Genomic DNA, 25,007 nt, shown 5'->3' with positions numbered 1-25,007 from the left:
AGAAGTGCTTCACGAAGGCTCTCCGTCAGAAGGAAACTTGCAGGCGCGAGAAAACGGCCTTTTCATCCGCCAGCCTGGTGCTGCCGGCAAAGGCGCCGAAGCGGCTCTGCAGGTAGTTGGTGGCCAGCTTCAGGTTCGGCGTCAGGTACCAGTTCGCGCCGACCGTCCACGAGCGGATGCGCGTGGCCGATGTGTCGGGATCGGCGTAGAACGGGAATGCCGCCGCGTCGACATCCAGCCCGCCATAGCGCGCGGTGAGTTCGAACGCGCCCAGCCCGCCATTGACGCCGAACGGGCGCGACGGCGTCACCCCGCGGTAGCCGGCGTCCTCGCCCGTCAGTACGTAGCTGGCCGTTGCCTGCCAGGCACTGTGCTGCAGTTGCCGGCGGCGTGCGTCGCGGGCCACCGCCTGGCGCGAGACGATGTACTCGGCCTGCAAGCCGAAGCCGTTGCGGTAGAACCACCCCTGCGGCGACCAGCGCAGGGTGTCGCCCGCAGCCAGCACCGGGCCGCGGTAATTGAAGAACGTCGCCTGCCCGGGCGAGCGGTAGCGCGGCAGGAAGTTGTTGCCGCTGCCATGCTTCCGGCCGGCGCTGGCCCCCAGGCCGATGCCCAGCCCTGCCCACGCGCCGTCACTGCCCTTGAACGGCTCCAGGAACACGCGGCCGGCGTACTCGAAATCGCCGTCCGGGTTGCCGGCCACCGCATCGCGGCCATCGACCGTGCCGTTGAACACGCCCACCGCGTAGCTGAAGCGGCCACTGGCCGCCTCGCCCTGCAGCTGTACGCCGAGGTCACGGTTGGGCGCAAGCTCGCTGGCCAGCGCCCGCTCGACATCCACCAGCGCCGCGGAGGACTGCAGGCGTTCCAGGCCGACCGGCGAGGTGAACTTGCCCACCCGCAGCGCATGGCCCGGGGAGACGCGCAGGTCGGCATAGGCATCGACGATGGTCGCGCCGTCGCCGGCGAACTCCGGGGTGAAGCGATAGGCGACCCGCTTGCCCAGCGAGCCCTCCAGCGTCGGCCGGGCGGTGCGCAGCAGAAAGCCGTCATTCGCGCTGCCGTCGCCGATGAACACGCGGGCATCGCCCTGCAGCAGGCCGCGCAGCTTCAGCTCGTAGTCGCCATCGCCGGACTTGAACGAAGCGCCTTTCTGGTCGATCGCGATCCTGGGTGCGAGCCTTGCGGCGGCCACGCGCTCGTCTTCCTGCAGTTCCAGGCGACGCTCGAGGATGCGCAGGCGCTGGTCCAGATCGGCCAGCCCGCCGCCTTGGGCCGGTGTTGCGTCCGCCACGCCGGCCAGCCGCTCCAGCCGCTCCAGGCGCTGCCGCAGCTGTTCCACGTCCGGTTGCTGCGCCTGCGCCGGCAGCGCCGCCGCACACGCCAGCACGGCCAGGCACAGCGGCGGCAGCCGGCGGCTCGGCAGGGTCGGCATGGGGCGTGGCGCGGGCATCGACGGCTCCTGGCGGGTGGTAGGCAGGCTGCCGATGCTGCGGGCGCACACGTCCACGGAGAAATGACTTCCAGCGCGGCGCATATAGCCATCGCACATGACGCCCGCCGCGCCCACCCCGCTGCCGCTAAAATCGGACTTCCTTCCCGCCGCAAGACCCTGCCATGACCGCTACCGCGAACACTTCCCCGCTCACCCGGCACTACGCCGAGGAACTGGACGCCATCCGCGCGCAGGGCCTGTTCAAGTCCGAACGCATCATCACCAGCCCGCAGTCGGCGCAGATCACCCTGGACGATGGCCGCAGCGTGCTGAATTTCTGCGCCAACAACTACCTGGGCCTGGCCGATCACCCGGAGCTGATCCAGGCCGCCAAGGACGCGCTGGACAGCCATGGCTTCGGCATGGCCTCGGTGCGTTTCATCTGCGGCACCCAGGACCTGCACAAGCAGCTGGAAAAGCAGATCGCCGATTTCTTCGGCAAGGACGACACCATCCTCTACGCCGCCTGCTTCGACGCCAACGGCGGGCTGTTCGAGCCGCTGCTGGGCGAGAACGACGCGATCATCTCCGACGCGCTCAACCACGCCTCGATCATCGACGGCGTGCGCCTGTGCAAGGCCAGGCGCTTCCGTTACGCCAACTGCGACATGGCCGACCTGGAGGCCCAGCTGCAGGCGGCCGATGCCGCCGGCTGCCGGACCAAGCTGATCACCACCGACGGCGTGTTCTCGATGGACGGCTTCATCGCCCCGCTGGACGAGATCACCGCGCTGGCGAAGAAGTACAACGCACTGGTGCACATCGACGAATGCCACGCCACCGGCTTCCTCGGTGCCACCGGCCGCGGCTCGGCCGAGGTCAAGGGCGTGCTGGACAGGATCGACATCATCACCGGCACCCTGGGCAAGGCCATGGGCGGCGCACTGGGCGGCTTCACCTGCGCCAGCGCCGAAGTGATCGAACTGCTGCGCCAGCGCTCGCGCCCGTACCTGTTCTCCAACTCGCTGCCGCCGCACGTGGTCGCCGCCGGCATCAAGGCCTTCGACATGCTCGACAAGGCCGACGACCTGCGCCGCAAGCTGGCCGAGAACACCGCCTACTTCCGCGAGAAGATGACCGCCGCCGGCTTCGACGTGAAGCCCGGCGTGCACCCGATCAGCCCGGTGATGCTGTACGACGCGCCGCTGGCGCAGAAGTTCGCCGAGCGCCTGCTGGAAGAAGGCATCTACGCGATCGGCTTCTTCTTCCCGGTGGTGCCCAAGGGCCAGGCGCGCATCCGCACGCAGATGAGCGCCGCGCACAGCCGCGAGCACCTGGACCGCGCCATCGACGCCTTCACCCGCATCGGCCGGGAACTGGGCGTCATCAAGGGCTGACCTCCGCCCGCAACGAAACGGGCGCCGCAAGGCGCCTGTTCTTGTTCATGCCCGCGGCCGCCAATGGCCGCACCCCGCCCTGCGGGACCCGCAGCTTTAGCGCTTGGGCTTGGGCTTGGGCGTGGACGCCGCCGATGCCTCGGGCTTGGCCGACGCCGTACCGCCACGGGCGACGCGGATGCCGTTGGCCTTCATCCATGCGTCGAACTGGTCGGCACTCATGTTCTTGCCTGCCTGCTGCATCAGGAAACGGTAGTTGCCCAGTGCGTCCTTCTCCGCCATCGGCGCTTCGACCGTCACCGTGACCGGCTTTTCGGCGGTCGCCGCCACCGGCTTGCCGGACGACGCACAACCGGCCAGGACCACGGCTGCCGCCGCACCCAATGACGACACCGCGATGCGGAAGAAAGCTGACATGGTGGCCCGACCTCACTGAGAACAGACGCACAGCCTAACGCTGCACTTCATGAAATCAAGCTATTCCCATGAAATACATGAAGAATTTCATGGATTTTCGGATGATTCGACTGAATGGGCGACCAGCCGTGCCAGTTCATCCTCGCCCAGCATGCGCCACTGCCCCTTGGCCAGTTCGCCGAGCTGGACCGGCCCGATCGCCACCCGCACCAGGCGCAGCACCTCGAATCCCACTACCTGCAGCAGGCGCCGGATGTGCCGGTTGCGGCCCTCGTCCAGCACGATCTCCAGCCATGCGGTGCGCTCGCTCTGGCGCAGCACCGCGACCGAATGCGCGGCCAGGTGTTCGCCGGCGTCCTCGACCCCGTCATGCATGCGCGCCAGCTGCGCCGCGTCGGGCACGCCGTCGATCTGCACGCGATAGGTCTTCAATGGCCCGGTCGCCGGGTCGGTCAGCCGCGCCGCCCACTCCGGGTCGTTGCTGAAGAACAGCAGGCCCTCGCTGGCCTTGTCCAGCCGCCCGACCGGCGCCAGCCACGGCATGCCCGCGCCTTCGAAACACCGGTAGACGGTATCCCGGCCCTGCTCGTCGCGGACGCTGGTGACCAGGCCCCGCGGCTTGTTCAGGGCCAGGTAGAGGCGTTGCGCCGCCACGAGGGGCTGGCCGTCCATGGTCACCCGCTGGCGCCCGGGGACCACCGGAAATTCCGGATCGCGCACCACGCGGCCGTCCACGCCGACCCGGCCGGCGAGCACGCGGCGCGCGGCCTCGGCGCGCGAGCACACGCCCGCCTTCGACAGCACGCGTGCCAGGCCATGCCGCGGCGCCGCCTGCGTCGCGCCGGCGCGCTTGGCACGGGGACCGGGGGACGCAGCAAAATGCCCGCCCTGTCTGGCAGGGCGGGCATCAGGGTAATTCCTGCGCGACATCCGGGCGGCTTGCGTTACTTGACCTCGGCCGCCGCCTTGGCTTCGGCCGCGCCCTCGGCAGCCGGCGTTGCCGCCGCCTTCACCACGCGCACGCCACGGGCCTTCATCCAGGCATCGAACTCGTCGGCGGTCATGCGCTTGCCGTTCTGGCTCATGTCGAACCGCCACGGCGTGTTGTCGTACTGCGTCTGCGGCTTGTAGGCCGCCGGGTCATTGGGATTGATCGCCGGGCGCGCCGGCATGGCGCTGGCGACGTTGTTGCAGCTTTCCACGCGCAGGCGCATCAGCACGCGCTCCAGCGACTGCTCGCCGCTGGCGTTGGGCGCCAGCACGCCCGACGGCATGCCCAGCTGGCCCGGACGGGAATACAGCTCCATGGCGACCGGCTCGATCACCGTGGCCGGCAACGGCGGCGGCACGATGCTGCTGGCCGAGCAATCGACGGCTGCGTGGGCGGCGGGAACGAGGACCAGGGCCATGGCGCCGGCCAGTGCGATACGCAGCATCGGTATTTCCATTCGTACAGGGAACGCCGCGAGTGTAGGCATGCCCCGCAGGGCTTTCAACCACCACGACCGGGTTCACGGAATGCGTGTTGCCGGGTTTTGCCGGTGAACGACGCGGCAGGTGCAGGCGTCTGCCTGGCGATTCGATGCTGCGCAAAAAACAAGGCCCGGCTTTCGCCGGGCCCTGTTTCGAATCAACCGATACGTCCGATCAGTTCTGGACGTTCAGCTCGGTGCGACGGTTCTTGGCGCGACCTTCCGGGTTGTCCGAACCATCCGGGTTGGTGTTCGGAGCAATCGGGCGGCTCTCGCCGTAGCCGATCGGGCCCACCAGACGCGAGGCGGCAACACCGTGGCCGGTCAGGTAGTCGTACACGGCCTTGGCGCGACGCTCGGACAGCTTCTGGTTGTAGGCGTCGGTACCCTTCGAGTCGGTGTGACCGGCGACTTCAACGCGCAGTTCCGGGTAACGCTTCAGGATCTCGCTGGCCTCGCTCAGGATCGCGACGGCATCCGGACGCAGGGTCGACTTGTCGAAGTCGAAGTTCACGCCCTTCAGGTCGATCGACACCGGCACCGGGCAGCCGTCCGGACCAACGATCTGGCCGGCCTGCGAGTTCGGGCACTTGTCGTCGCAGTTGTTGACGCCGTCACCGTCGTCGTCCAGGTCGGCGCAGCTCGGCGCAACCGGAGCCGGCGGCGGCGGAGCCACGGCGGCAACCGGGGCCGGACCCAGCGGGATCACGACGCCGACCGAAGCCAGCACGTCGCCGAACCAGTCATTGTCATGGCCGGCCAGGCGCGGGTTCACGCTCTGGTCGTCGAAATCGGCACGGTAGGCGACTTCGGCACGCACGGCGACGCGCTTGTCGAAGGTGGTCTGCAGACCGGCGCCGATCTTGGCGGCCAGGTTGCCGTCCTTGCGCTGGGCCGGCGAGTTCGTCGAGTTGATGACGTACTCTTCCTCGGCCTTCTGGTAGCCCAGGCCGAACAGCAGGTACGGGTTCCAGCCGCGACCGTCCTGGATGAAGTGGCGACGCAGGTCCAGCGAGGCGCCGTACTGCGACCAGTTCAGGTCCTGGTTCTTGTCGAAATTCGGGTTCTGGTAGTTCAGCTCACCGTCCAGCGACCAGTTCGGGCTGATGAACTTGCCCAGGCCCAGAGTGACGAACGGAGCGTCGTTGGTACCGCGGTCGTTGTCCTGGAAGTTGAAGCCGGCCGACCCGGTCAGATACCAGCGGTCGTCGAATTCCTGGGCCGACGCAGCCTGGGCAAATGCCAGACCGCCCAGCAGTGCGGCGGTAAGGATCTTCTTGTTCATGAATACAACTCCTTGTTTCGGGGGTATGAAACCGGTAATGGCATGTCCAGCACAGCGATTTCGTTCGTCGCGTCCGAAAGATGGCCGTTTCCGCACGCCAACGGAGTGCACATTATGCGCTGGGCCGTGAAGACCACGTTAACAGCTGCGTAACAAATGGCGGGTCCCCTGGACGTGGGCGACCGCTGGAACGCCACCCTATACAGCTTGATCAAGACGCACAAGATCCCCGCCCTGACTGACGTTCCGGGCCATGCCGGGCCCTGCGCCGGGAGCCGGCCGCGGGCGCCGGCTGGAGCGGCCCTGCCGTCCGATACCCCGACCCTTGCCTGAACAGTGGCTGGGTATCATGGCCGTCCACCCCTCACCGAACGGAACTTCTGCCATGAAAGCTGTGGGCCTGAGCCACTCCCTGCCGATCGAGGATCCCCGCGCGCTGGAAGACGTCGAACTGCCCCCGCCCGCCGCCCCGCAGGGGCAGGACCTGCTGGTGGGCGTGCAGGCCGTGTCGGTCAACCCGGTCGATACCAAGCTGCGGCGTTCGGGCAAGGGCGAACACACGCCGCCCCGCATCCTCGGTTTCGACGCCGCGGGCACCGTCCTGGCCGTCGGCCCCGAGGTGACCGCGTTCGAGGTGGGGGACGAGGTGTACTACGCCGGCGATGTCACCCGGCCGGGCTGCAACGCACAGATGCACCTGGTGGATGAACGACTGGCGGCGCGCAAGCCGAGCACGCTGGATTTCGCCGAAGCCGCGGCCCTGCCGCTGACCACGCTCACCGCCTGGGAGCTGCTGTTCCAGCGCATGCCCTACCAGCTCGATGGCCGCCGCAACAGCGGCCGGACCCTGCTGGTCATCGGCGGCGCGGGCGGCGTCGGCTCGATGGCGATCCAGCTCGGCCGCCATGCCGGATTCACCGTAGTGGCGACCGCATCGCGCGAGGAAAGCCGCGCCTGGTGCCGGCAACTGGGTGCCGCGCACGTCATCGACCATCGCCAGCCGCTGGCACCGCAACTGCAGGCGCTCGGCATCGACCAGGTGGACGCCGCGCTGAACCTGGCCGACACCGACCGCTACTGGCAGGTGCTGGGTGAACTGCTGGCGCCGCAGGGCCATGTCGGCCTGATCGTGGAGCCTGCCGGCGAGCTGCGCATCGGCGACCCGTACAAGGCCAAGTGCATCGGCATCCACTGGGAATTCATGTTCGCGCGGGCGCGCTTCCGCACCGCCGACATGATCGAACAGCACCGCATCCTCACCCGTGCCGCCAGCCTGATCGATGCCGGCGAACTGCGCACCACGGTGAGCGCGCGGCTGGGTCCGATCAACGCGGCCAACCTGCGCCAGGCGCACCGGCTGCTGGAATCGGGCAGCACCCTGGGCAAGCTGGTGCTCGAAGGCTGGGACTGAGACGGCAGGCGACCGGGGCACGGAACGTGACAGGCGCGCATCCCGGCCCTGCGCCCTCCGCAGGCGACCGGCAGACCGCCCGCCACACCGCCCCCTGACGCACCCGCTGGCGGCAGCACCTGCCAGGGCGGCGCCCAGCCCGTGGCCAACCTTCGGACGACCGGCCTGCAGCGACGGCGACACCGGCCCCGCCGGTGTGCCCGCACAGGGGATGGATCACCGCGCGGCCCCATGACACTGGCCCGCGGTCGCCGCGGGCCGCGGCCCTTGCCGCCGACCCGGTTTCGGGGCAGGCTGACATGCTCCGTACGCAAGCGTATCCATCATGACGCCAGCCACCGACACCGCCTACCCCCATCTGTTCGCACCGCTGGACCTGGGCTTCACCCGGCTCCGCAATCGCATCCTGATGGGCTCGATGCATACCGGCCTCGAGGACCACGTCCGCGACTTCCCGAAGCTGGCAGCCTATTTCGGCGAGCGCGCCGCCGGCGGTGCCGCACTGCTGGTCACCGGCGGCTTCTCGCCGAACATCGCCGGCTGGCTGGCGCCGTTCGGCAGCAAGCTGTCCTGGCCATGGGAAGTGGGCCGGCACCGGCAGGTCACCGCCGTCGTGCACAGCCACGGCGCCCACATCTGCCTGCAGCTGCTGCATGCCGGCCGCTACGCCTACCACCCCCTGCAGGTGGCGCCCTCCCGGCTCAAGGCGCCGATCAACCCGTTCACCCCGCGCGCACTGTCGGCACGGGGCGTGGAACGCCAGATCGGCAGCTACGCCCGTGCCGCGCGGCTGGCACGCGATGCCGGCTACGACGGCGTCGAGGTGATGGGTTCGGAAGGCTATCTGATCAACGAGTTCATCGCCCCGCGCACCAACACGCGTACCGATGCCTGGGGCGGCGACCCTGCCAGGCGCATGCGTTTCGCCGTGGAGATCGTGCGCCGCATCCGCGAGGCCTGCGGACCGGACTTCATCATCATCTACCGGCTGTCGCTGCTGGACCTGGTGGAGGACGGCAGCAACTGGGAAGAAATCCTGCAGCAGGCGCGGGCCATCGAAGCGGCCGGGGCGACCCTGATCAACTCCGGCATCGGCTGGCACGAGGCACGCGTGCCGACCATCGCCACCTCGGTGCCGCGTGCGGCCTTCACCGCGGTCACCGCCAAGCTGCGCCCGCACGTGGGGGTGCCGGTGATCGCGGTCAACCGGATCAACATGCCCGACGTCGCCGAGCGGGTGCTGGCCGACGGCCAGGCCGACATGGTCTCGCTGGCGCGGCCGCTGCTGGCCGACCCGCAGTGGCCGGCCAAGGCCCGCGCCGGCAGGCCCGAGACCATCAACACCTGCATCGCCTGCAACCAGGCCTGCCTGGACCACATTTTCGTCAACAAGCGCGCCAGTTGTCTGGTCAACCCGCGTGCCGCACACGAGACCGAGCTGGTCTACCGCCCCACGAGCGCGCCCAGGCGGGTGGCGGTGGTCGGTGCCGGCCCGGCCGGGCTGGCCTGCGCGACGGTCGCGGCCGAACGCGGCCACCACGTCACCCTGTTCGACGCGGCCAGCGAGATCGGCGGCCAGTTCAACGTCGCCAAGCGCATTCCCGGCAAGGAGGAGTTCCACGAGACCCTGCGCTACTTCCGCCACCGCCTGGCCGATACCGGCGTGGAACTGCGCCTGGGCGTGCGCGCCGATGCGCCGATGCTGGCCGGCTTCGACGACGTGGTGGTGGCCACCGGCATCTCGCCACGCAAGGTGGACTTCCCCGGGGCCGACCACCCGATGGTGGTCAGCTACCTGGACGTGCTGCAGGGCCGGGTCCGGGCCGCGGACAAGGTGGCCATCATCGGCGCCGGCGGCATCGGCTTCGACGTCGGCGAGTTCCTGGTGCAGGACGGCCCGTCGCCGTCGCTGGACCCGGCGCGCTGGATGGCCGAATGGGGCGTGGACCCGAGTTTCGAAAGCCGTGGTGCGCTGTCCGCGCCGCAGCCCGAGGCACCGGCGCGCGAGGTCTGGCTGCTGCAGCGCAGCCCCGGCAAGCCGGGCGCCCGCCTGGGCAAGACCACCGGCTGGATCCACCGCGCCACGCTCAAGGCCAAGGGAGTGCGGATGCTGGGTGGCGTGGAGTATCTGGGCGTGGACGACCGCGGACTTCGCATCCGCGTCGATGGCACCGAGCAGTTGCTGGAAGTCGGCACCGTGGTGGTCTGCGCCGGCCAGGAGCCGATGCGCGCCCTGGCCGATGCGCTGGCGGCGACGGGCGTGAACGCCCATGTCATCGGTGGTGCCGACGTAGCCGCCGAACTGGATGCCAAGCGCGCCATCGACCAGGGCAGCCGCCTGGCCGCCGCGCTCTAGGCATCCGCGTCGGCCCCGCCCCCCGGGCAGCAGGATTACAGTGTTCGCCCGGGGTGGAAACGTGCGCCGGCAGACACCTTGCCGGTCCGCTGCCCGCCGTTTTTCGTGACCGGCGACACATCCCATCCGATCGCCGGGCGACGCGCCGCAGCCACATCCACGTCGGATCCTGGACCTGCAACGAAGCTGAATGTCAAGAATGCGCATTCAGGATGAGTTTGGGATTGCCCCCCTACCTTGCGCCAACTTTCCGCTCACCCCCCAGTTCTGGTGAGCACGGCGCAGCCCCCACGATCGGTTGATCGGGGTCTGCCCACGGGGCGGCCCCGATGCCATGGCCGCCTCCCCATGACGCCAAGCCGCTGCCGTCCTGTCCCCTGCTGCACCGGGAACAGGCAGGTTGCCGCCCATACGGAGCAAGGAGACCTATGAAACTGGCCTGGATTCTCTGGCTGTCGCAGTTGTTGCCGCAGCCGGCCGCCGATTCGCTGTGCCTGAGTACCACCGTCTATCTGGAAGCCCGCGACCAGACCCTGCGCGGCCAGCAGGCCGTGGCCGAAGTCGCGCTGCGCCGCCTCGACAGCGGCCTGTGGGGCGACTCGATGTGCCAGGTGGTGACCGCACGCAAGCAGTTCGCGCCCACCCTGGTGGCGCCGGACACCCAGCTGCGCAACAACGATGCCTGGGCCGAGGCCGTGGACGTGGCCTTCGCCGCCGAACGCAACTGGGCCCTGCCGGCCGGCCAGCGCAAGGAGATCGTGCCTGGCGCCAGCCACTTCGCCGCGCATGCGATCGCCAGCCCGAGCTGGCGCAATGCCTACCAGGTCGCCACCATCGGCGGGCACACCTTCTACAAGGTGCAGTCGCTCAAGCCGCGCACGTCCTGACGCGGCGGCATCGCATGCCGGTCACGCCAGCGAACGCGCCGGCGACGATAATGCGGGGGTCCTTCCACCCCCGAGGTATCCGATGAAGCTCTACACCAAGCCCGGCGCCTGTTCGCTGGCCGACCATATCGCGCTGATCTGGTCCGGCCTGCCGTTCGAGGTCCAGATCGTCGACCATGCCACCATGAAGTCGCCGGCGTACATGGCCATGAACCCGGCCGGTGCGGTGCCGGTGCTCGAGGACGACGGCTGGGTCCTGACCCAGAACGCGGCCATCCTCCACTACATCTGCGACAAGGCGCCGGGTGCCCGCCTGGACGGCGGCAGCGACCCGCGCACCCGTGCCGAGGTCAACCGCTGGCTGTCTTTCGTCAACGCCGACCTGCACCCGCAGTACTACCCGATCTTCGGTTCGACCCGATACCTGGAGGACGAGGCGGTCATCGCCCGCACCCAGCAGAATTCGCGCGACAAACTCAAGGGCCTGTACCAGCGCCTCAACGACCGCCTGGCGCAGGTCGACTGGCTGGGGGGCACGCCGCGCCCGTCCATCGCCGATGCCTACACCTACGTGACCCTGCGCTGGGCACGTGGCCTCAAGATCGATCTGGCCGGCATGGACGCGCTGGACCGCTTCGAGCAGCGCATGCAGGCCGACCCGGCGGTACAGGCCGCGCTCAAGGCCGAAGGCCTGGGCTGAGTCCGCGCTCCAACGCCTGGAAACCGAAGGGCCGCCGGTGGCATGGCCGGCGGCCCTTCGCGTTCTGGTGCCGCTACGCGGCCCCCGGCTTCAACGCACCGACACCGGCATCACCAGCCGCGGCGCGTCGCGATAGAGCGCCGGGTACTGGCGCTTGAGCGCCTCGATCTTGGGCAGGTCGTAGAACCGGATGTACGCCGCGTCCGGATGCAGCGCGAGGTAATTCTGGTGGTAGTCCTCCGCCGGGTAGAAACGCCTGCCGCCCTCGACCCGCGTCACCACCGGCGCGGCGAACACGCCGCTGCGCTGCAGCTGGTCGATATAGGCCAGCGTGGCCGCGCGCTGCGCCGCGTCGTCGGCATGGACCGCCGACCGGTACTGGCTGCCGCGGTCCGGGCCCTGCCGGTCGCGCTGGGTGGGGTCGTGCACCACCGAGAAGAACACCTGCAGCAGCTGCGCAAGGCTGACCCGTGACGGGTCGTAGGTCACCTGCACGGCTTCGGCATGGCCGGTGCCGCCGCTGCTGACGCGCGGATAACGGGCATCGGCAGCGCTACCGCCGATGTAGCCGGACACGGCGCTGTCCACGCCCTTCACGTGCTGGAACACGCCCTGCACGCCCCAGAAACAGCCGCCGGCAAACACCACCTGCGCGCGGTGCACGCCGGGCTGGCGCAGGTCGGCCGCGCCCGTCGGCACGGGCACATCCACCGATGCCGGCGCCGCATGCACCGGGCGGCCGAGGCCGGACCCGGCCAGTACCAGCAGCCCGGCGACCAGGGCGGCGATGCCGCCGGCCACCCATTTTTCCATGCTCATCGTCATCGCCGGCCTCCGCGGCTCAACCAAAGGTGAAGGCATAGGCGCGCACGCCCGGGTCGAGGAACTCGATCTCGAAACTGCGTTCGCCGACTTCGCCGTCCTGGCGGATCAACTGGTAGAGCCGGTTCTCGTCCACCTGGCCATCGCCGCCGGCGCTCACGTCGTCGCCGGCCATCGCGCCTGGCGCATGCCCATCGATACGCACCCGGAAACGCACCGGCTGGCCGCTGGCCTGCGGCGCCAGCACCAGGTGCAGGTCGCGCGCATGGAAACGGAAGGCGATGCGGCCGCCGGCCTGCTGCAGCCGCGCGTCCTCCTCGCCCACCACCCAGCGCCCTGCCAGCGCCCACTGGTTGAGCCGCAGCACGGGCGGAACCGCATAGTCGAAGACGCTGCCCGCGCGCTGCCCGCCCGGCGATGCGAAGTTCTCCGCCCGCGCATGGCCGATGTAGGTTTCCGGCGAGCGCAGATTGCCCATGTCCGGCGCACGCTCGACGGCACCGCGCGCGATGGCCGCCGCCGATGTGTCGCCCGGCAACACGTTGCCCGCCTCGCGCAGCAGCCGGCGGATGATCCGCTCGGATTCCTCGTAATCGCCCTCGCCGAAATGATGGGCGCGGATGCGCCCCTGCGCGTCGATGAAGTAATGCGCGGGCCAGTAGCGGTTGTCGAAGCCGCGCCATATCGCGAAATCGTTGTCGAGCGCGACCGGCCAGCTGACGCCCAGGTCCTCAACCGCCCGCTGCACGTTGCGCACGTCGCGCTCGAACGCGAACTCCGGCGCGTGCACGCCGACAACCACCAGCCCGTGCCCGCGATAGCGCTCGTACCATTGGCGCACATGCGGCAGCGCGCGCAGGCAGTTGATGCACGAGTAGGTCCAGAAATCGACCAGCACCACCTTGCCGCGCAGCGCCTGCGCATCCAGTGGCGGACTGTTGAGCCAGCCGCTGGCGCCGGCCAGCGACGGCAGTTCGCCCTCGACCGGCAGCCCCGGCATCGCGGCCGGGTTGGCGGCCATCATCATCGAGCCGCGCGCCGCCGCGGGGTGCGCGGGCAGCGCGTCCAGCAGCCCCTGCTCGAGCCGCGCGGTGCTCACCGTCGACAGCCGCGTCAGCACGCCGGTATCCCAGCCCATGGCGATGGCCAGCACCGCCAACAGCGCGGCGATGCCCACGCCACGCCGGATCCACTCGCCCGCGCCCAGATGCCGTTTCAGCGCGGCCAGTACCCGGCCACCGACCCACAGTGCCAGCGCCAGCGACGTTGCCGCGCCCAGCGCGTAGGCCAACAGCAGGCCGCTGGTACCGGCATTGGCGCCCTGCAGCGCCGCACCGGTGAGGATCAAGCCCAGGATCGGCCCGGCGCAGGGCGCCCACAGCAACCCCGTCGCGATACCGATCAGCAGCGAACTGCCCATGCCCTGCCCTGCGCCGGCCGCCGCATCCAGCCGTCCTCCCAGGCGCTGCAGCGGCGACAGCAGGCGGTTGGCCAGTGCCGGCCACAACAGCGCCAGGGCGAACACCGCCATCACCCCGAGCGCGATCCAGCGTCCGGCCTGGTTGGCCTGCGCCACCCAGTGGCTGCCGACCGCCGCCAGGCTGGCGACCACCGCGAACATCAGCGCCATGCCGGCCAGCAGCGGCAGGCCGCTGCGCAGGAACGGCCGGTCCGAACGCGCGAACACGAACGGCAGCACCGGCAGGATGCACGGGCTGGCAATGGTGAGCGCGCCGCCGAGGTAGGCCAGCAGGAGCAGGAACATGCAGGAGTCCTTTATGCGGTCGATGAGGGGCGGCGCTCACGCCGCGATGAAATCCAGGGCCACGCCGTTGATGCAGTAGCGCAACCCGGTCGGGCGCGGGCCGTCGTCGAACACGTGGCCGAGGTGGCCACCGCAGCGGCGGCAATGCACTTCCACCCGCAACATGCCCAGGGTGCTGTCGCGCATCTCGCCGACCGCGCCGTGCAGCGGTGCCCAGAAGCTCGGCCAGCCGGTGCCGCTGTCGAACTTGGCGGCCGACGAAAACAGCGCCAGCGCACAGCCCGCGCAATGGAAAGTGCCGCGCCGGTGCTCGCCGTTGAGCGGGCTGCTGAAGGCGCGTTCGGTCCCGTGCCCGCGCAACACGTTGTACTGCGCCGGAGCCAGCAGCCGGCGCCACTGGTCGTCGTCGTGCTCGACCTCGAAGGTACCGCGCCTGGCCACGGGCGCCGGTGCGGCGCGACCGCAGGCACCCACCCCGGACAGGCCGGCCGCCGCCAATGCGCCGCCCAGGCCCAGCAGGGTGCGACGGGATAGGGGCATGGCCGGTCTCCGGGCAGGAACGATGGGGCCATGCTGCGCCCGCCGCGGTCAACGAATCCTCACGCGCAGTTAAATTTTCCGTGACACATCGGCGCCGGCTTCCACCGACAATGGGCGCCACCTCCCAGCCGGCGTACGTACCGATGAACCGCGCCAAGCGCGTCCTGATCGTCGAGGACGATGTCCACATCGCCAACCTGCTGCGCATGCACCTGCGCGACGAAGGCTACGACGTGACCCATGCGGCCACCGGCGACGACGGCCTGCGCCTGCTGGAAAGCGACGACTGGAGCGCGCTGGTGCTCGACCTGATGCTGCCCGGCGTCGACGGGCTGGAGATCTGCCGGCGCGCGCGCGCGATGACGCGCTACACGCCCATCATCATCACCAGCGCGCGCGCCAGTGAGGTGCATCGCATCCTCGGCCTGGAGCTGGGTGCGGACGACTACCTGGCCAAGCCGTTCTCGATGCTGGAACTGGTCGCGCGGATCAAGGCGCTGCTGCGCCGGGTCGAGGCGATGGCGCAGAACGCGCGCATCGACGCCGGCGCGATCGACGTGGCCGGCATCCGCATCGACCCGGTCGCGCGCACGGCCCAGGTCGATGGCGATGCCCTGGAGCTGACCCCGCGCGAGTTCGACCTGCTGCACTTCTTCGCCCGCCACCCGGACCAGGTGTACTCGCGCATGGAACTGCTCAACCAGGTGTGGGGCCACCGCCACGAGGGCTACGAACACACCGTCAACACCCACATCAACCGGCTGCGCAACAAGATCGAACGCGACCCGGCCACGCCACGGCGCATCCTCACCGTGTGGGGCCGTGGCTACAAGCTGGCGGGCGGCGGCAACGCGCCATGAACCGGCTGGCGCTATGGCAACGGCTGTCGCTGGTGTTCTGCGCGCTGCTGCTGGTGTGCTGCGGCGCGCTGGCGTGGATCCAGATGCGCAGCACGCGCCTGCACGAACAGGAAACCGTGCAGCGCCTGTCGCGCGGGCTGGCCGAACACATCGCGCGCAGCGGCGAGCTGATGGACGCGCGCGGCATGCGCGACGGCGAGGTGCGCGCGCTGTTCGGCAAGTTGATGGCGGTCAATCCCAGTGTCGAGGTCTACCTGCTCGACGACCAGGGCCGGATCCTCGGCCACGATGCGCCGGACGGCCATCTCAGGCGCGACCGCGTCGACCTGGCGCCGGTGCATGCGCTGCTGGGCGGCGCGCCGCTGCCCATCCTCGGCGACGACCCGCGCAGCAGCACCGGGCGCAAGGTGTTCAACGCCGCACCGCTGCGCGTGCAGGGGCGCCAGGTGGGCTACATCTACGTGGTCCTGGCCGGCGAGCAGCGCGAGGCATTGGCAGCGGACGTGGCGGCCAGCGCCAGCGTGCGCACCACGCTGTGGGCGCTGGCCATCGTCGCCGTCGTCGGCCTGCTCGCCGGGGTCATCGCCTTCCGCTGGATCACCCGGCCGCTGCGGCGGCTGGCCCGCGACATCCAGGCGTTCGACGTCGATGCCGCCCCTCCTGCGCTGCCGGCGCCAGCGATGCCACCGCGGCCCGGCGAACGCGACGAGCTGGCCATCCTGCAGCACAGCTTCGCGCACATGGCGCAGCGCATCGGCGAGCAATGGCAGCAGCTGCGCCAGCAGGACCTGCAGCGCCGCGAACTGGTGGCCAACATTTCCCACGACCTGCGTACGCCGCTGTCGTCGCTGCACGGTTACCTGGAAACCCTGGCGCTGAAGGACGCCACGCTCGACCCCGCCGAACGCCAGCGCTACCTGTCCATCGCCCTGGCACAGAGCACCAAGGTCGGCCGCCTGGCGCAGGCGCTGTTCGAACTGGCGCGGCTGGAACACGGCGGCGTGGTACTGCAGCCGGAAGCGTTCTCGTTGCCGGACCTGGTACAGGACGTGTTCCAGAAATTCGAACTGGCCGCGCAGGCGCGCCGGCAGGTGCTGGCCGCGGATATCCCGTCGGGCCTGCCGGCGGTCCACGCAGACCTCGGCCTGGTCGAGCGGGTGCTGACCAACCTGCTCGACAACGCCATCCGCCATACGCCCGAGGGCGGCCGGATCACGGTCACGCTGCGCGCGGTCGGCGACGATGTGCAGGTACGCGTCGCCGACAGCGGTCCGGGCATCGCCCCGGAGCAGCGCGCGCATCTGTTCAACGCACCATCCGCGCTCGCCAGCCGGCGCCCGGACAGCGGCGGGCTCGGGCTGTTGATCGTGCAGCGCATCCTGCAGCTTCACCAGCGCCGGATCGAACTGGCCGACAGTGCGTCCGGCGCGGTGTTCGTGTTCTCGCTGGCGGCGGCCGGCCGCCGCCCGCCACCGCTCCAGGACGGCGGCTGAATCCCGCCACGCCGGCGGATACGCTCAGCCGATCTCGCCGATCACGTTGCCGCGGCCGTCGCGCAGTTGGGTGGGCACCACTTCGACCTGCAGCTTGCCGCCGGGCAACCGGTACACGCCACGCTCGGCGCGGATGCCCGCGAGCATCGCCGCGATGCTCGCGTCGCACAGCACGCAGCGCGCGCTGTCCTCGTCCAGTTGCAGGTCGTCCGCCACGCCCGGCTCGAACCGCCATTGCCGTTCCCTGCCCAGCACCACCAGCGGCCGGTCGTGGTGCAGCCGCAACGGCAGCAGTTCCAGCACGCTCTCCACCTGTCCCGCACCCAGCACCAGGGTGGTGACCACGCCCTCGTCGGACCAGTCCAGCGTCTCCACGAACAACATGCCGGTACTGGAGCCTTCGCGGCGGCTGCCCGCCTCCACCTGTCCGGCCAGTGCCGCATCGGCCAGCAGCGAATCGCGTGCGAGCTCGGTGATCCACGACGGCATCGCCGGTGCCAGCGCCTCCAGCACGCCGGCCGTCGACCAGCGCCTGACCGCCGCCATCTCGTCGTCGGTCAGGCCCACCATCTGCAGGAAATCCAGGCGCCCGTTGGGGGTTTGGATCGCCGGCAACTGCGGATCGGCGACGAACGCCAGGTGGCGCAGCCGGGTACCGCTGTCCAGCGCGATCGGGCCGTTGGCATCGAGATGGTGCCCGGCCTCGAAAACGTTGCCGCTGCCGAACACGTAGCGGGCCACGTTCTGCAGCAGGTTCAACGGCCACGTCGGTGGCGTGCCGCTGCCATCCTCGCCGGCTTCGGCGGCGAGACGGAAGGTCAGCTCGAAGCCGAAGCCGCTCGCCTCCGGATCGTCGCTGTGCTTGTCGTACAGCTCGGAGAAACCATAGGTGACGTAATGCCAGTGGGGGCGCGGCAGCGGGCTCCAGTACACGCTGATGCCGTCCAGCGGATCGTCGCCGCCCAGCGTGTACGAGGCTGCCGTGCCGAAGTGCCGTGGCTCCTGCCCCGCGTGCACCGGGCGCAACGCCGCGTTGATGGCGTCCCAGCCCGCGGTGCCCGCCCCGCCACCGTTGTATTGATCCATGCCTGCCGCTCCCTCGGATACCAACCGCGCATGATAGTGCCGGCTACCGGACGGCCGCCGTGATGCCCCGGGGTGGCCGGGGCACCACGCCGGCAGGCGGGGCCGTCACGCCAGCACCAGGGCCCGGGTTTCCTCCAGCCAGCGGCTGGCGAATGCCGGGCTCTTGGCCTTGCCCAGCGCCGCGGCCACTTCCGGCCACAACTGTTCCAGCCCCACCGCGTTGCGGCTGCGCTCGATCTTGAGCTGGATCAGGTACCCCTTCAGGCCGAGGTGCCGGCGTACCGACTCGGCCATCCAGTCGCGCAGTTGCTGGTAGCGCAGCGGATCGTCGCCCAGCTGCATGGTGACCGGCACCGGCGGCGCGCGCTCCGCGTTGCCTCCCACCACCTCGATGAGTTCCAGCGCCAGCAACTGCTCCAGGACATCCTCCGGCGCCCGCAGCCCCTGCGCCATCTGCTGCAGTTCGCGGCTGTCGCGCTGCCCGTCCACCAGCAGCAGCACCGAGCGCAGCGCCGGCGCCAGGCGCAGGCCCCGGTCCTCGATTTCGCGACGGCCAGCCGCCGTCTTGGCATGGATCAACGCCATTCCCCCTCCCGCATTTGTGCATCGCAACCACGATGCGCGCGACCGGCACCCGGGGCCCCCGCCCCATCCTGCATGCCTGCACCCGCACCGCCCCCTGCGATCGCCGCGCCAGCGGCCTGCGCTATGTCCCCAGCACGCGGCGGATTTCCTCCAGTGCGCCCGGGTCGTCCAGCGTCGACAGGTCACCCGGGTCGCGCCGCTCCGCCAGGGCCTGCAGCGAACGCCGGAGCAGCTTACCCGAACGGGTCTTGGGAAGCGCGTTGACGATATGCACGTGCGCCGGGCGCGCCACCGCCCCGAGCGAGCCGGTGACCTGCTGCATCATCTCCGCCGCAAGTGCCGCGATCTCGTCGGAGGCGGCCGCCTGCTTGAGGGTGACGAACACCAGCGGCACCTGCCCCTTCAGCTCGTCGTGCATGCCGACCACCGCCGCCTCGGCCACGCGCGGGTGGCTGCTGACGGCCTCCTCGATCTCGCGCGTACCCAGCCGGTGGCCAGCCACGTTGATCACGTCATCGGTGCGGCCGAGGATGAAGGTGTAGCCGTCGGCGTCGCGGATGGCCCAGTCCAGCGAGCTGTACAGCAGCTCCTTGAAGTGGCCGAAATAGCTCTTCAGGAAACGCTCGTCGTCGTTCCACACCGTGCTCATGCAGCCCGGCGGCAGCGGCGGCTGGATCACCAGCACGCCCTTCTGCCCGGGCGCGACTTCCGCCCCGGTGCGCTCGTCGATGACCTTCATCCGGTAGCCGAGGTTGGGGAAGCCCGGCGAGCCGAACTTCACCGGCTTCATCTCCAGCCCCGGCAGCAGGGTCAACGCCGGCCAGCCGGTCTCGGTCTGCCAGTAGTTGTCGATCACCGGCTTGCGCAGCGCATCGCCGATCCACTGCGCGGTGGGCTCGTCCAGCGGCTCGCCGGCCAGGAACAGGTACTTCAGTCCGGACAGGTCGTGGCGATGGATGAAATCAACGTCGTGCTTCTTCAGCACGCGGATCGCGGTGGGCGAGGAGAACATCGTGCGCACCCCGTACTGCTCGCACAGCGCCCACCAGATGCCCGGATCCGGATTCGTCGGCAGGCCTTCGTAAAGCAGCGACGTGCAGCCGCCGATCAGCGGCCCGTACACGTTGTAGGAATGCCCCACCGCCCAGCCGACATCCGAGGTGGAGAACATCACCTGGCCCGGCGCGCAATCGAACACGGTGCGCATCGACTGCGCCATCGCCACCGCGTAGCCGCCGACATCGCGCTGCACGCCCTTCGGTTTTCCCGTGGTGCCCGAGGTATACAGCAGGTAGCTGGGCTCGTTGGACTCCAGCCATTCCACCGGCACCTGCGCATCGCCCACCTGTGCGCGCAGCGCGGCGTAATCCTCGTCGCGGCCGTCGATCCGGGGCATGGCCGCATCCAGGCCGCGCGAGACGATCAGCACCTTCGGCGGCGGCGAAGCGGCCTCGGCGCACGCCGCGTCGACCATGGGCTTGTAGGGGATCACCTTGCCGCCACGCATGCCCGCATCGGCGGCGATCAGCAGCTTCGGCCTGGCATCGTCGATGCGCAGCGCCAGGTTGTGCGCGGCGAAACCACCGAACACCACCGAATGCACCGCGCCGATGCGCGCGCACGCCAGCATCGCGAACACCGCCTCGGCCATGTTCGGCATGTAGATCACCACGCGATCACCGCGAGCGACGTCCAGCGCCTTGAGCACCGCGGCAAAAGCGTTCACCTCCCGATGCAGTTCGCGGTAGGTGATCTCGCGGGTGACCTGGGTCTCGGTGGAAATGGCGACCAGCGCGAGCTGGTCGGCACGTTCGGCCAGGTGCCGGTCCACCGCGTTGTAGCAGAGGTTGGTTTCGCCGCCGACGAACCAGCGCCGGAACGGCGGATTGGAGTAGTCCAGGATCTGCCGCGGCGGCGTGTGCCAATGGATCGCCCTGGCCTCCTCGGCCCAGAATGCCTCCGGCGCGTCGATGGAACGGCGGTAGGTCTGCTCGTACTGCATGTCACCCTCCGGAACCTGCTGGCCTGCGCCGAGCATAGTCCGGACCGGCGCGCCGCCTCCCTGCGACGATGGTCGTACGACCATCGTTGCAGGGCCGGCGCCGTGCTCAGAACGGGCTGGGTGAAACGAACGTCATCGTTTCCCCTCTCAGCGGGTGCACGAAGTCCAGCCGGCACGCATGCAGCTGTACGCGCGGCGCGGGCCGCGCGCCGTACAGACCGTCGCCGACGATCGGATGGCCGGCACTGGCCATGTGCAGCCGCAGCTGGTGGCTGCGCCCGGTCACCGGTTCCAGTTCCACCCGGGTCCACGCCTGCCCCGCATCGCGCGCCAGCACCCGCCAGCGGGTCAGCGCCGGCTTGCCCCGTTCAAGGTCCACCATCTGCCTGGGCCGGTTCGGCCAGTCGCAGATCAACGGCAACGCGATCTCGCCCGCCTCGCCCGCGACCTGCCCCTCCACCACCGCTTCGTAGCGCTTGTGCACCCGCCGCTGCTCGAACTGCATCGACAGGGCCGCCTGCACCTGCTTGCCGCGCGCGTACAGCATCAGCCCCGACGTCACCTGGTCCAGCCGGTGCACGGTCAGCACGTCCGGATACGACGCCTGCAGGCGTGCCACCAGGCAGTCCTGGTTCTCCGGCAGGCGCCCGGGTACCGAGAGCAGGCCGGCGGGCTTCTCCGCCACCAGCAGCGCCTCGTCGATGTAGTGCAGTCCGATCACCGTTTCCGCCTTTGCACGTCGCCACGGGGAAGGCGCCGGCCGCCCCGCGGGACACCGCGCCGCAGCGCTTCCAACAAAAAGGGGGAAGCCGAAGCTTCCCCCCGTCGACCCGGTCGCCCGGCCGCTGCGATCAGAGCAGGTCGGCCACGCCGGCGCGCTCTTCCTCGAGCTCGCCCAGGGTGATGTCGATGTACTTCTTGGAGAAGTCGTCGATCGGCAGGTCCTTGACGATGGTGTACTTGCCGTTCTCGGTGATCACCGGGAAGCCGAACACCACGCCCTCGGGAATGCCGTAGGAGCCGTCGGACGGCACGCCCATCGTCACCCACTTGCCGTTGCTGCCCAGCACCCAGTCATGCACGTGGTCGATGGCGGCATTGGCGGCCGAGGCCGCCGAGGACAGGCCACGTGCGGCGATGATGGCCGCGCCGCGCTTGCCGACGGTCGGGATGAAGGTGTTGGCGTTCCATTCCTGGTCGTTGATCAGCTCGGCCACCGAGGCGCCGCCGGTGGTGGCGAAGCGGTAGTCCGGGTACATGGTCGGGCTGTGGTTGCCCCACACCGTGAACTTCTCGAAGCTGTCCACGGCCTTGCCGGTCTTGGCCGACAGCTGGCTCAGGGCGCGGTTGTGGTCCAGGCGCAGCATGGCGGTGAAGTTCTTCGGATCCAGGTCCGGGGCCGACTTCATGGCGATGTAGGCGTTGGTGTTGGCCGGGTTGCCGACCACCAGCACCTTCACGTCGCGCTTGGCCACGGCATTGAGCGCCTTGCCCTGCACGGTGAAGATCTTGGCGTTCTCCAGCAGCAGATCCTTGCGCTCCATGCCCGGGCCGCGCGGGCGGGCGCCGACCAGCAGGGCCACGTCGACGTCCTTGAACGCCACCAGCGGGTCGGCAGTGGTGACCACGCCGGCCAGCAGCGGGAACGCGCAGTCCTCCAGTTCCATGACCACGCCCTTCAGCGCGGCCTGGGCCTTTTCATTGTCGATCTCGAGCAGCTGCAGGATGACCGGCTGGTCCTTGCCCAGCATTTCGCCGGAGGCGATGCGGAACAGCAGGGCGTAGCCGATATTGCCGGCAGCGCCGGTCACGGCGACACGTACGGGTGCTTTCATGGGGGTTTCCTCTGCTAAGAAAGGTGTCTCGGGACGGCCCCGGCCTCCGCGGCCGCGAAAGCGGGGCTGCAATCGGTGCACATCACGCGAACGGCCACCGTTGCCGGTGGCCGTGGACGGGGATCAGGCGGCGAGGATCTTGTTCCACTCGGCCACGCGCCCGGCCTGGGAGGCCAGCACGGCGTCGGCATCGCCCTCGATGGTGATCTTGTTGATCAGGTCGCCCTGCTTGACCGCGTCGACCACGTCCAGGCCTTCGACCACCTTGCCGAACACGGTGTGCTTGCCGTCCAGCCAGTCGGTCTTGATGTGGGTGATGAAGAACTGGCTGCCGTTGGTGTTGGGGCCGGCATTGGCCATGGACAGCACGCCGCGCTCGTGGCGCACGCCGTTGTTGGTCTCGTCCTCGAAGCGGTAGCCCGGGCCGCCGCGGCCGGAGCCTTCCGGGCAGCCGCCCTGGATCATGAAATCGGCGATCACGCGGTGGAAATTCAGGCCGTCGTAGAACCCGCGCTGGGCCAGGTTGACGAAATTGGCCACGGTCAGCGGTGCCTTGTCGGCGAACAGCTCGACCTTGATCAGGCCGCGGGAGGTGTCGAAATGGGCGGTCAGGGACATGGGAATCCTTGTGGGAGAAGACGTCTATCGCAGACCGCATAGGATACACCCGGCCCCGGCGGGCGACGTCCCCCGCCCTCACCGCGCCCGCCGCCGGCTGAACGCCCGTCCCGGCGGCCTTCACGCCCCCTTTTCGCGAATCGGCCTCATGCCCGTATAATGTTGGACTTCTTTTCCCCATTCACGGCACCGGCTGGCCGTCTTTCGCATGTCCATCGAAAACCTTCGCAACATCGCCATCGTCGCCCACGTCGACCATGGCAAGACCACCCTCGTCGACCAGTTGCTGAAGCAGTCTGGCACCCTGTCCGAGCGCACGGTGCTGGCAGAGCGCGTGATGGACAGCAACGACCAGGAAAAGGAACGCGGCATCACCATCCTGGCCAAGAACACCGCGATCAACTGGCGCGGCAACCGCATCAACATCGTCGACACCCCAGGGCACGCCGACTTCGGCGGCGAAGTGGAGCGCGTGCTGTCGATGGTCGACTCGGTGCTGCTGCTGGTCGACGCGATGGACGGCCCGATGCCGCAGACCCGCTTCGTCACCCAGAAGGCCTTCGCGATGGGCTTCAAGCCGATCGTCGTGGTCAACAAGGTCGACCGCCCGGGCGCGCGCCCGGAATGGGTGATCGACCAGGTGTTCGACCTGTTCGACAAGCTCGGCGCCACCAATGAGCAGCTGGACTTCCCGATCGTCTATGCCTCGGGCCTGAACGGCTACGCCGGCATGGAAGACACCGTGCGCGACGGCGACATGACCCCGCTGTACGAAGCGATCATGAAGTACGTGCCGGCGCCGGAAGTCGAGGCCGAAGGCCCGTTCCAGATGCGCATCAGCCAGCTGGACTACAACAACTTCGTCGGCGTGATCGGCATCGGCCGCATCCAGCGCGGCAAGGTCAAGAAGAACATGCCGGTCAGCATCGTCGACCGCGAAGGCAAGAAGCGCCAGGGCAAGATCCTGCAGGTGCTGGGCTTCATGGGCCTGGAGCGCATCGAGGTCGAGGAGGCCCAGGCCGGCGACATCGTGGCCATCTCCGGCATCCAGGAGCTGACCATCTCCGACACCGTCTGCGCGCTGGACACCCCGGAGGCTCTGCCGGCCCTGACCGTGGACGAGCCGACCATCTCGATGACCTTCCAGGTCAACAACTCGCCGTTCGCCGGCAACAAGGACCTGTCCGGCGGCAAGTTCCTGACCAGCCGCCAGCTCAAGGAGCGCCTGGAGCGCGAGACCGTGCACAACGTGGCGCTGAAGGTCGAGCAGCTGGAAGACGCCGACAAGTTCCTGGTCTCCGGCCGCGGCGAGCTGCACCTGTCGGTGCTGATCGAAACCATGCGCCGCGAAGGCTATGAACTGGCCGTGTCGCGCCCGGAAGTCATCATCAAGGAAATCGACGGCCAGCTGATGGAGCCGATCGAGCAGCTGGTGGTGGACATCGAAGAGCAGCACCAGGGCGGCGTGATGGAGAAGCTGGGCACCCGCAAGGCCCTGCTGGAGAACATGGAATCGGACGGCAAGGGCCGCGTGCGCCTGGACTTCAAGATTCCGGCGCGCGGCCTGATCGGCTTCCAGAACGAGTTCAAGACGCTGACCCAGGGTTCGGGCCTGCTGTTCCACGTGTTCGACCATTACGGCCCGAAGGAACAGGGCGCCATCGCCAAGCGCCTGAACGGCGTGATGATCGCCAATGCCGCCGGCGCCACGCCTGCCTACTCGCTGGGCCCGCTGCAGGAACGCGGCAAGCTGTTCGCCGCCGAAGGCGACAACGTGTACGAAGGCCAGCTGATCGGCATCCACTCCAAGGACAATGACCTGACGGTCAACGCGATCAAGACCAAGCCGCTGACCAACATGCGCGCTTCGGGCAAGGACGACGCGATCCAGCTGACCCCGGCCATCAAGTTCTCGCTGGAGCAGGCCTTGGACTTCATCGATGACGACGAGCTGGTGGAAATCACCCCGAAGGAAATCCGCCTTCGCAAGAAGTTCCTGACCGAGAGCGATCGCAAGCGCGCCTCCCGCGCCGGCTGATCG

General features: G+C 69.2%; 22 protein-coding genes. 8 read left to right on the top strand and 14 right to left on the bottom strand.

All coding sequences use genetic code 11. The annotated features are described in order from the left end of the window. Positions 1 to 25 precede the first annotated feature (25 nt). Positions 26 to 1,453 carry a porin gene (locus tag QQA12_RS04000; protein ID WP_233324856.1) on the bottom strand — a complete coding sequence of 476 codons (1,428 nt, stop codon included), beginning with the start codon at positions 1,451 to 1,453 and terminating at the stop codon, positions 26 to 28. 164 nt (positions 1,454 to 1,617) lie between these two features. Between QQA12_RS04000 and kbl the strand changes: the two genes are divergently transcribed. Then, positions 1,618 to 2,832, top strand: coding sequence for a glycine C-acetyltransferase (kbl, locus tag QQA12_RS03995; protein WP_226050257.1), 1,215 nt, complete (start codon positions 1,618 to 1,620; stop codon positions 2,830 to 2,832). A 96-nt stretch (positions 2,833 to 2,928) separates the two neighbouring features. On the opposite strand, the gene QQA12_RS03990 is transcribed toward kbl, so the two are convergent. The 4 genes from QQA12_RS03990 to QQA12_RS03975 all read right to left on the bottom strand — a co-directional run bounded on the left by QQA12_RS03990 (position 2,929) and on the right by QQA12_RS03975 (position 6,006). Beyond that, entirely contained in the window at positions 2,929 to 3,249 is a 321-nt protein-coding gene (locus QQA12_RS03990) for a hypothetical protein (RefSeq protein WP_152985028.1), read from the bottom strand. 87 nt (positions 3,250 to 3,336) lie between these two features. After that, positions 3,337 to 4,179, bottom strand: a complete 843-nt coding sequence (locus tag QQA12_RS03985; RefSeq protein WP_054663425.1) for a pseudouridine synthase — start codon at positions 4,177 to 4,179, stop codon at positions 3,337 to 3,339. 14 nt (positions 4,180 to 4,193) lie between these two features. After that, positions 4,194 to 4,685: a hypothetical protein gene (locus QQA12_RS03980; RefSeq protein WP_056932018.1), complete on the bottom strand. Its 492-nt coding sequence runs from the start codon at positions 4,683 to 4,685 to the stop codon at positions 4,194 to 4,196. A 211-nt stretch (positions 4,686 to 4,896) separates the two neighbouring features. Further along, entirely contained in the window at positions 4,897 to 6,006 is a 1,110-nt protein-coding gene (locus QQA12_RS03975) for an OmpA family protein (protein ID WP_226050258.1), read from the bottom strand. 385 nt (positions 6,007 to 6,391) lie between these two features. Here QQA12_RS03975 and QQA12_RS03970 point away from each other — a divergent pair, with 385 nt between their 5' ends. The 4 genes from QQA12_RS03970 (at position 6,392) to QQA12_RS03955 (ending at position 11,360) form a co-directional block, all read left to right on the top strand. After that, positions 6,392 to 7,417 (top strand): zinc-binding alcohol dehydrogenase family protein, encoded by a 1,026-nt coding sequence (locus tag QQA12_RS03970; protein ID WP_226050259.1) that lies wholly within the window; start codon positions 6,392 to 6,394, stop codon positions 7,415 to 7,417. 325 nt (positions 7,418 to 7,742) lie between these two features. Continuing rightward, positions 7,743 to 9,773: an NADPH-dependent 2,4-dienoyl-CoA reductase gene (locus tag QQA12_RS03965; RefSeq protein ID WP_226050260.1), complete on the top strand. Its 2,031-nt coding sequence runs from the start codon at positions 7,743 to 7,745 to the stop codon at positions 9,771 to 9,773. A 428-nt stretch (positions 9,774 to 10,201) separates the two neighbouring features. Beyond that, positions 10,202 to 10,660 carry a cell wall hydrolase gene (locus QQA12_RS03960; protein ID WP_054663411.1) on the top strand — a complete coding sequence of 153 codons (459 nt, stop codon included), beginning with the start codon at positions 10,202 to 10,204 and terminating at the stop codon, positions 10,658 to 10,660. Positions 10,661 to 10,742: 82 nt separating this feature from the next. Next, positions 10,743 to 11,360: a glutathione S-transferase N-terminal domain-containing protein gene (locus tag QQA12_RS03955; protein WP_226050261.1), complete on the top strand. Its 618-nt coding sequence runs from the start codon at positions 10,743 to 10,745 to the stop codon at positions 11,358 to 11,360. Positions 11,361 to 11,450: 90 nt separating this feature from the next. Here the strand turns inward: QQA12_RS03955 and msrA are convergent, their stop codons facing one another. From msrA to msrB, 3 genes are read right to left on the bottom strand one after another with little or no spacing between them, the layout of a single operon-like run. Then, positions 11,451 to 12,185: a peptide-methionine (S)-S-oxide reductase MsrA gene (gene msrA, locus QQA12_RS03950; protein ID WP_056931935.1), complete on the bottom strand. Its 735-nt coding sequence runs from the start codon at positions 12,183 to 12,185 to the stop codon at positions 11,451 to 11,453. A 16-nt stretch (positions 12,186 to 12,201) separates the two neighbouring features. Further along, on the bottom strand, positions 12,202 to 13,947 hold the full coding sequence (locus tag QQA12_RS03945) for a cytochrome c biogenesis protein CcdA (RefSeq protein ID WP_226050262.1): 1,746 nt from the start codon (positions 13,945 to 13,947) through the stop codon (positions 12,202 to 12,204). A 36-nt stretch (positions 13,948 to 13,983) separates the two neighbouring features. Then, positions 13,984 to 14,487 carry a peptide-methionine (R)-S-oxide reductase MsrB gene (gene msrB, locus QQA12_RS03940; protein ID WP_056931937.1) on the bottom strand — a complete coding sequence of 168 codons (504 nt, stop codon included), beginning with the start codon at positions 14,485 to 14,487 and terminating at the stop codon, positions 13,984 to 13,986. A gap of 143 nt (positions 14,488 to 14,630) precedes the next feature. Here msrB and QQA12_RS03935 point away from each other — a divergent pair, with 143 nt between their 5' ends. Next, positions 14,631 to 15,347, top strand: a complete 717-nt coding sequence (locus tag QQA12_RS03935) for a response regulator transcription factor (protein WP_054663396.1) — start codon at positions 14,631 to 14,633, stop codon at positions 15,345 to 15,347. Further along, on the top strand, positions 15,344 to 16,840 hold the full coding sequence (locus QQA12_RS03930) for a HAMP domain-containing sensor histidine kinase (RefSeq protein ID WP_226050263.1): 1,497 nt from the start codon (positions 15,344 to 15,346) through the stop codon (positions 16,838 to 16,840). Before QQA12_RS03935 ends, QQA12_RS03930 begins: the two co-directional genes overlap by 4 nt. A 24-nt stretch (positions 16,841 to 16,864) precedes the next feature. On the opposite strand, the gene QQA12_RS03925 is transcribed toward QQA12_RS03930, so the two are convergent. The 6 genes from QQA12_RS03925 to QQA12_RS03900 form a co-directional block, all read right to left on the bottom strand. Then, entirely contained in the window at positions 16,865 to 17,926 is a 1,062-nt protein-coding gene (locus QQA12_RS03925; RefSeq protein ID WP_056931939.1) for a suppressor of fused domain protein, read from the bottom strand. A 105-nt stretch (positions 17,927 to 18,031) separates the two neighbouring features. Beyond that, positions 18,032 to 18,511: a hypothetical protein gene (locus QQA12_RS03920; RefSeq protein WP_054663387.1), complete on the bottom strand. Its 480-nt coding sequence runs from the start codon at positions 18,509 to 18,511 to the stop codon at positions 18,032 to 18,034. 121 nt (positions 18,512 to 18,632) lie between these two features. After that, positions 18,633 to 20,513, bottom strand: coding sequence for a propionate--CoA ligase (prpE, locus tag QQA12_RS03915; RefSeq protein ID WP_226050264.1), 1,881 nt, complete (start codon positions 20,511 to 20,513; stop codon positions 18,633 to 18,635). Positions 20,514 to 20,619: 106 nt separating this feature from the next. Continuing rightward, positions 20,620 to 21,234, bottom strand: a complete 615-nt coding sequence (locus tag QQA12_RS03910) for an RluA family pseudouridine synthase (protein ID WP_226050265.1) — start codon at positions 21,232 to 21,234, stop codon at positions 20,620 to 20,622. A 130-nt stretch (positions 21,235 to 21,364) separates the two neighbouring features. Continuing rightward, positions 21,365 to 22,348 (bottom strand): malate dehydrogenase, encoded by a 984-nt coding sequence (locus QQA12_RS03905; protein WP_054663379.1) that lies wholly within the window; start codon positions 22,346 to 22,348, stop codon positions 21,365 to 21,367. A gap of 123 nt (positions 22,349 to 22,471) precedes the next feature. Beyond that, on the bottom strand, positions 22,472 to 22,966 hold the full coding sequence (locus QQA12_RS03900; protein ID WP_226050266.1) for a peptidylprolyl isomerase: 495 nt from the start codon (positions 22,964 to 22,966) through the stop codon (positions 22,472 to 22,474). A 208-nt stretch (positions 22,967 to 23,174) separates the two neighbouring features. Between QQA12_RS03900 and typA the strand changes: the two genes are divergently transcribed. Next, positions 23,175 to 25,004 (top strand): translational GTPase TypA, encoded by a 1,830-nt coding sequence (gene typA / locus QQA12_RS03895; protein WP_226050267.1) that lies wholly within the window; start codon positions 23,175 to 23,177, stop codon positions 25,002 to 25,004. Positions 25,005 to 25,007: the final 3 nt, after the last annotated feature.

The organism is Stenotrophomonas sp. 17(2023), from assembly GCF_030345315.1.
In the GTDB taxonomy this organism is placed as follows: domain Bacteria; phylum Pseudomonadota; class Gammaproteobacteria; order Xanthomonadales; family Xanthomonadaceae; genus Stenotrophomonas; species Stenotrophomonas acidaminiphila.
Note: the sequence above shows the minus strand (reverse complement) of the source record. Positions and strands in the feature narration are given on the sequence as shown.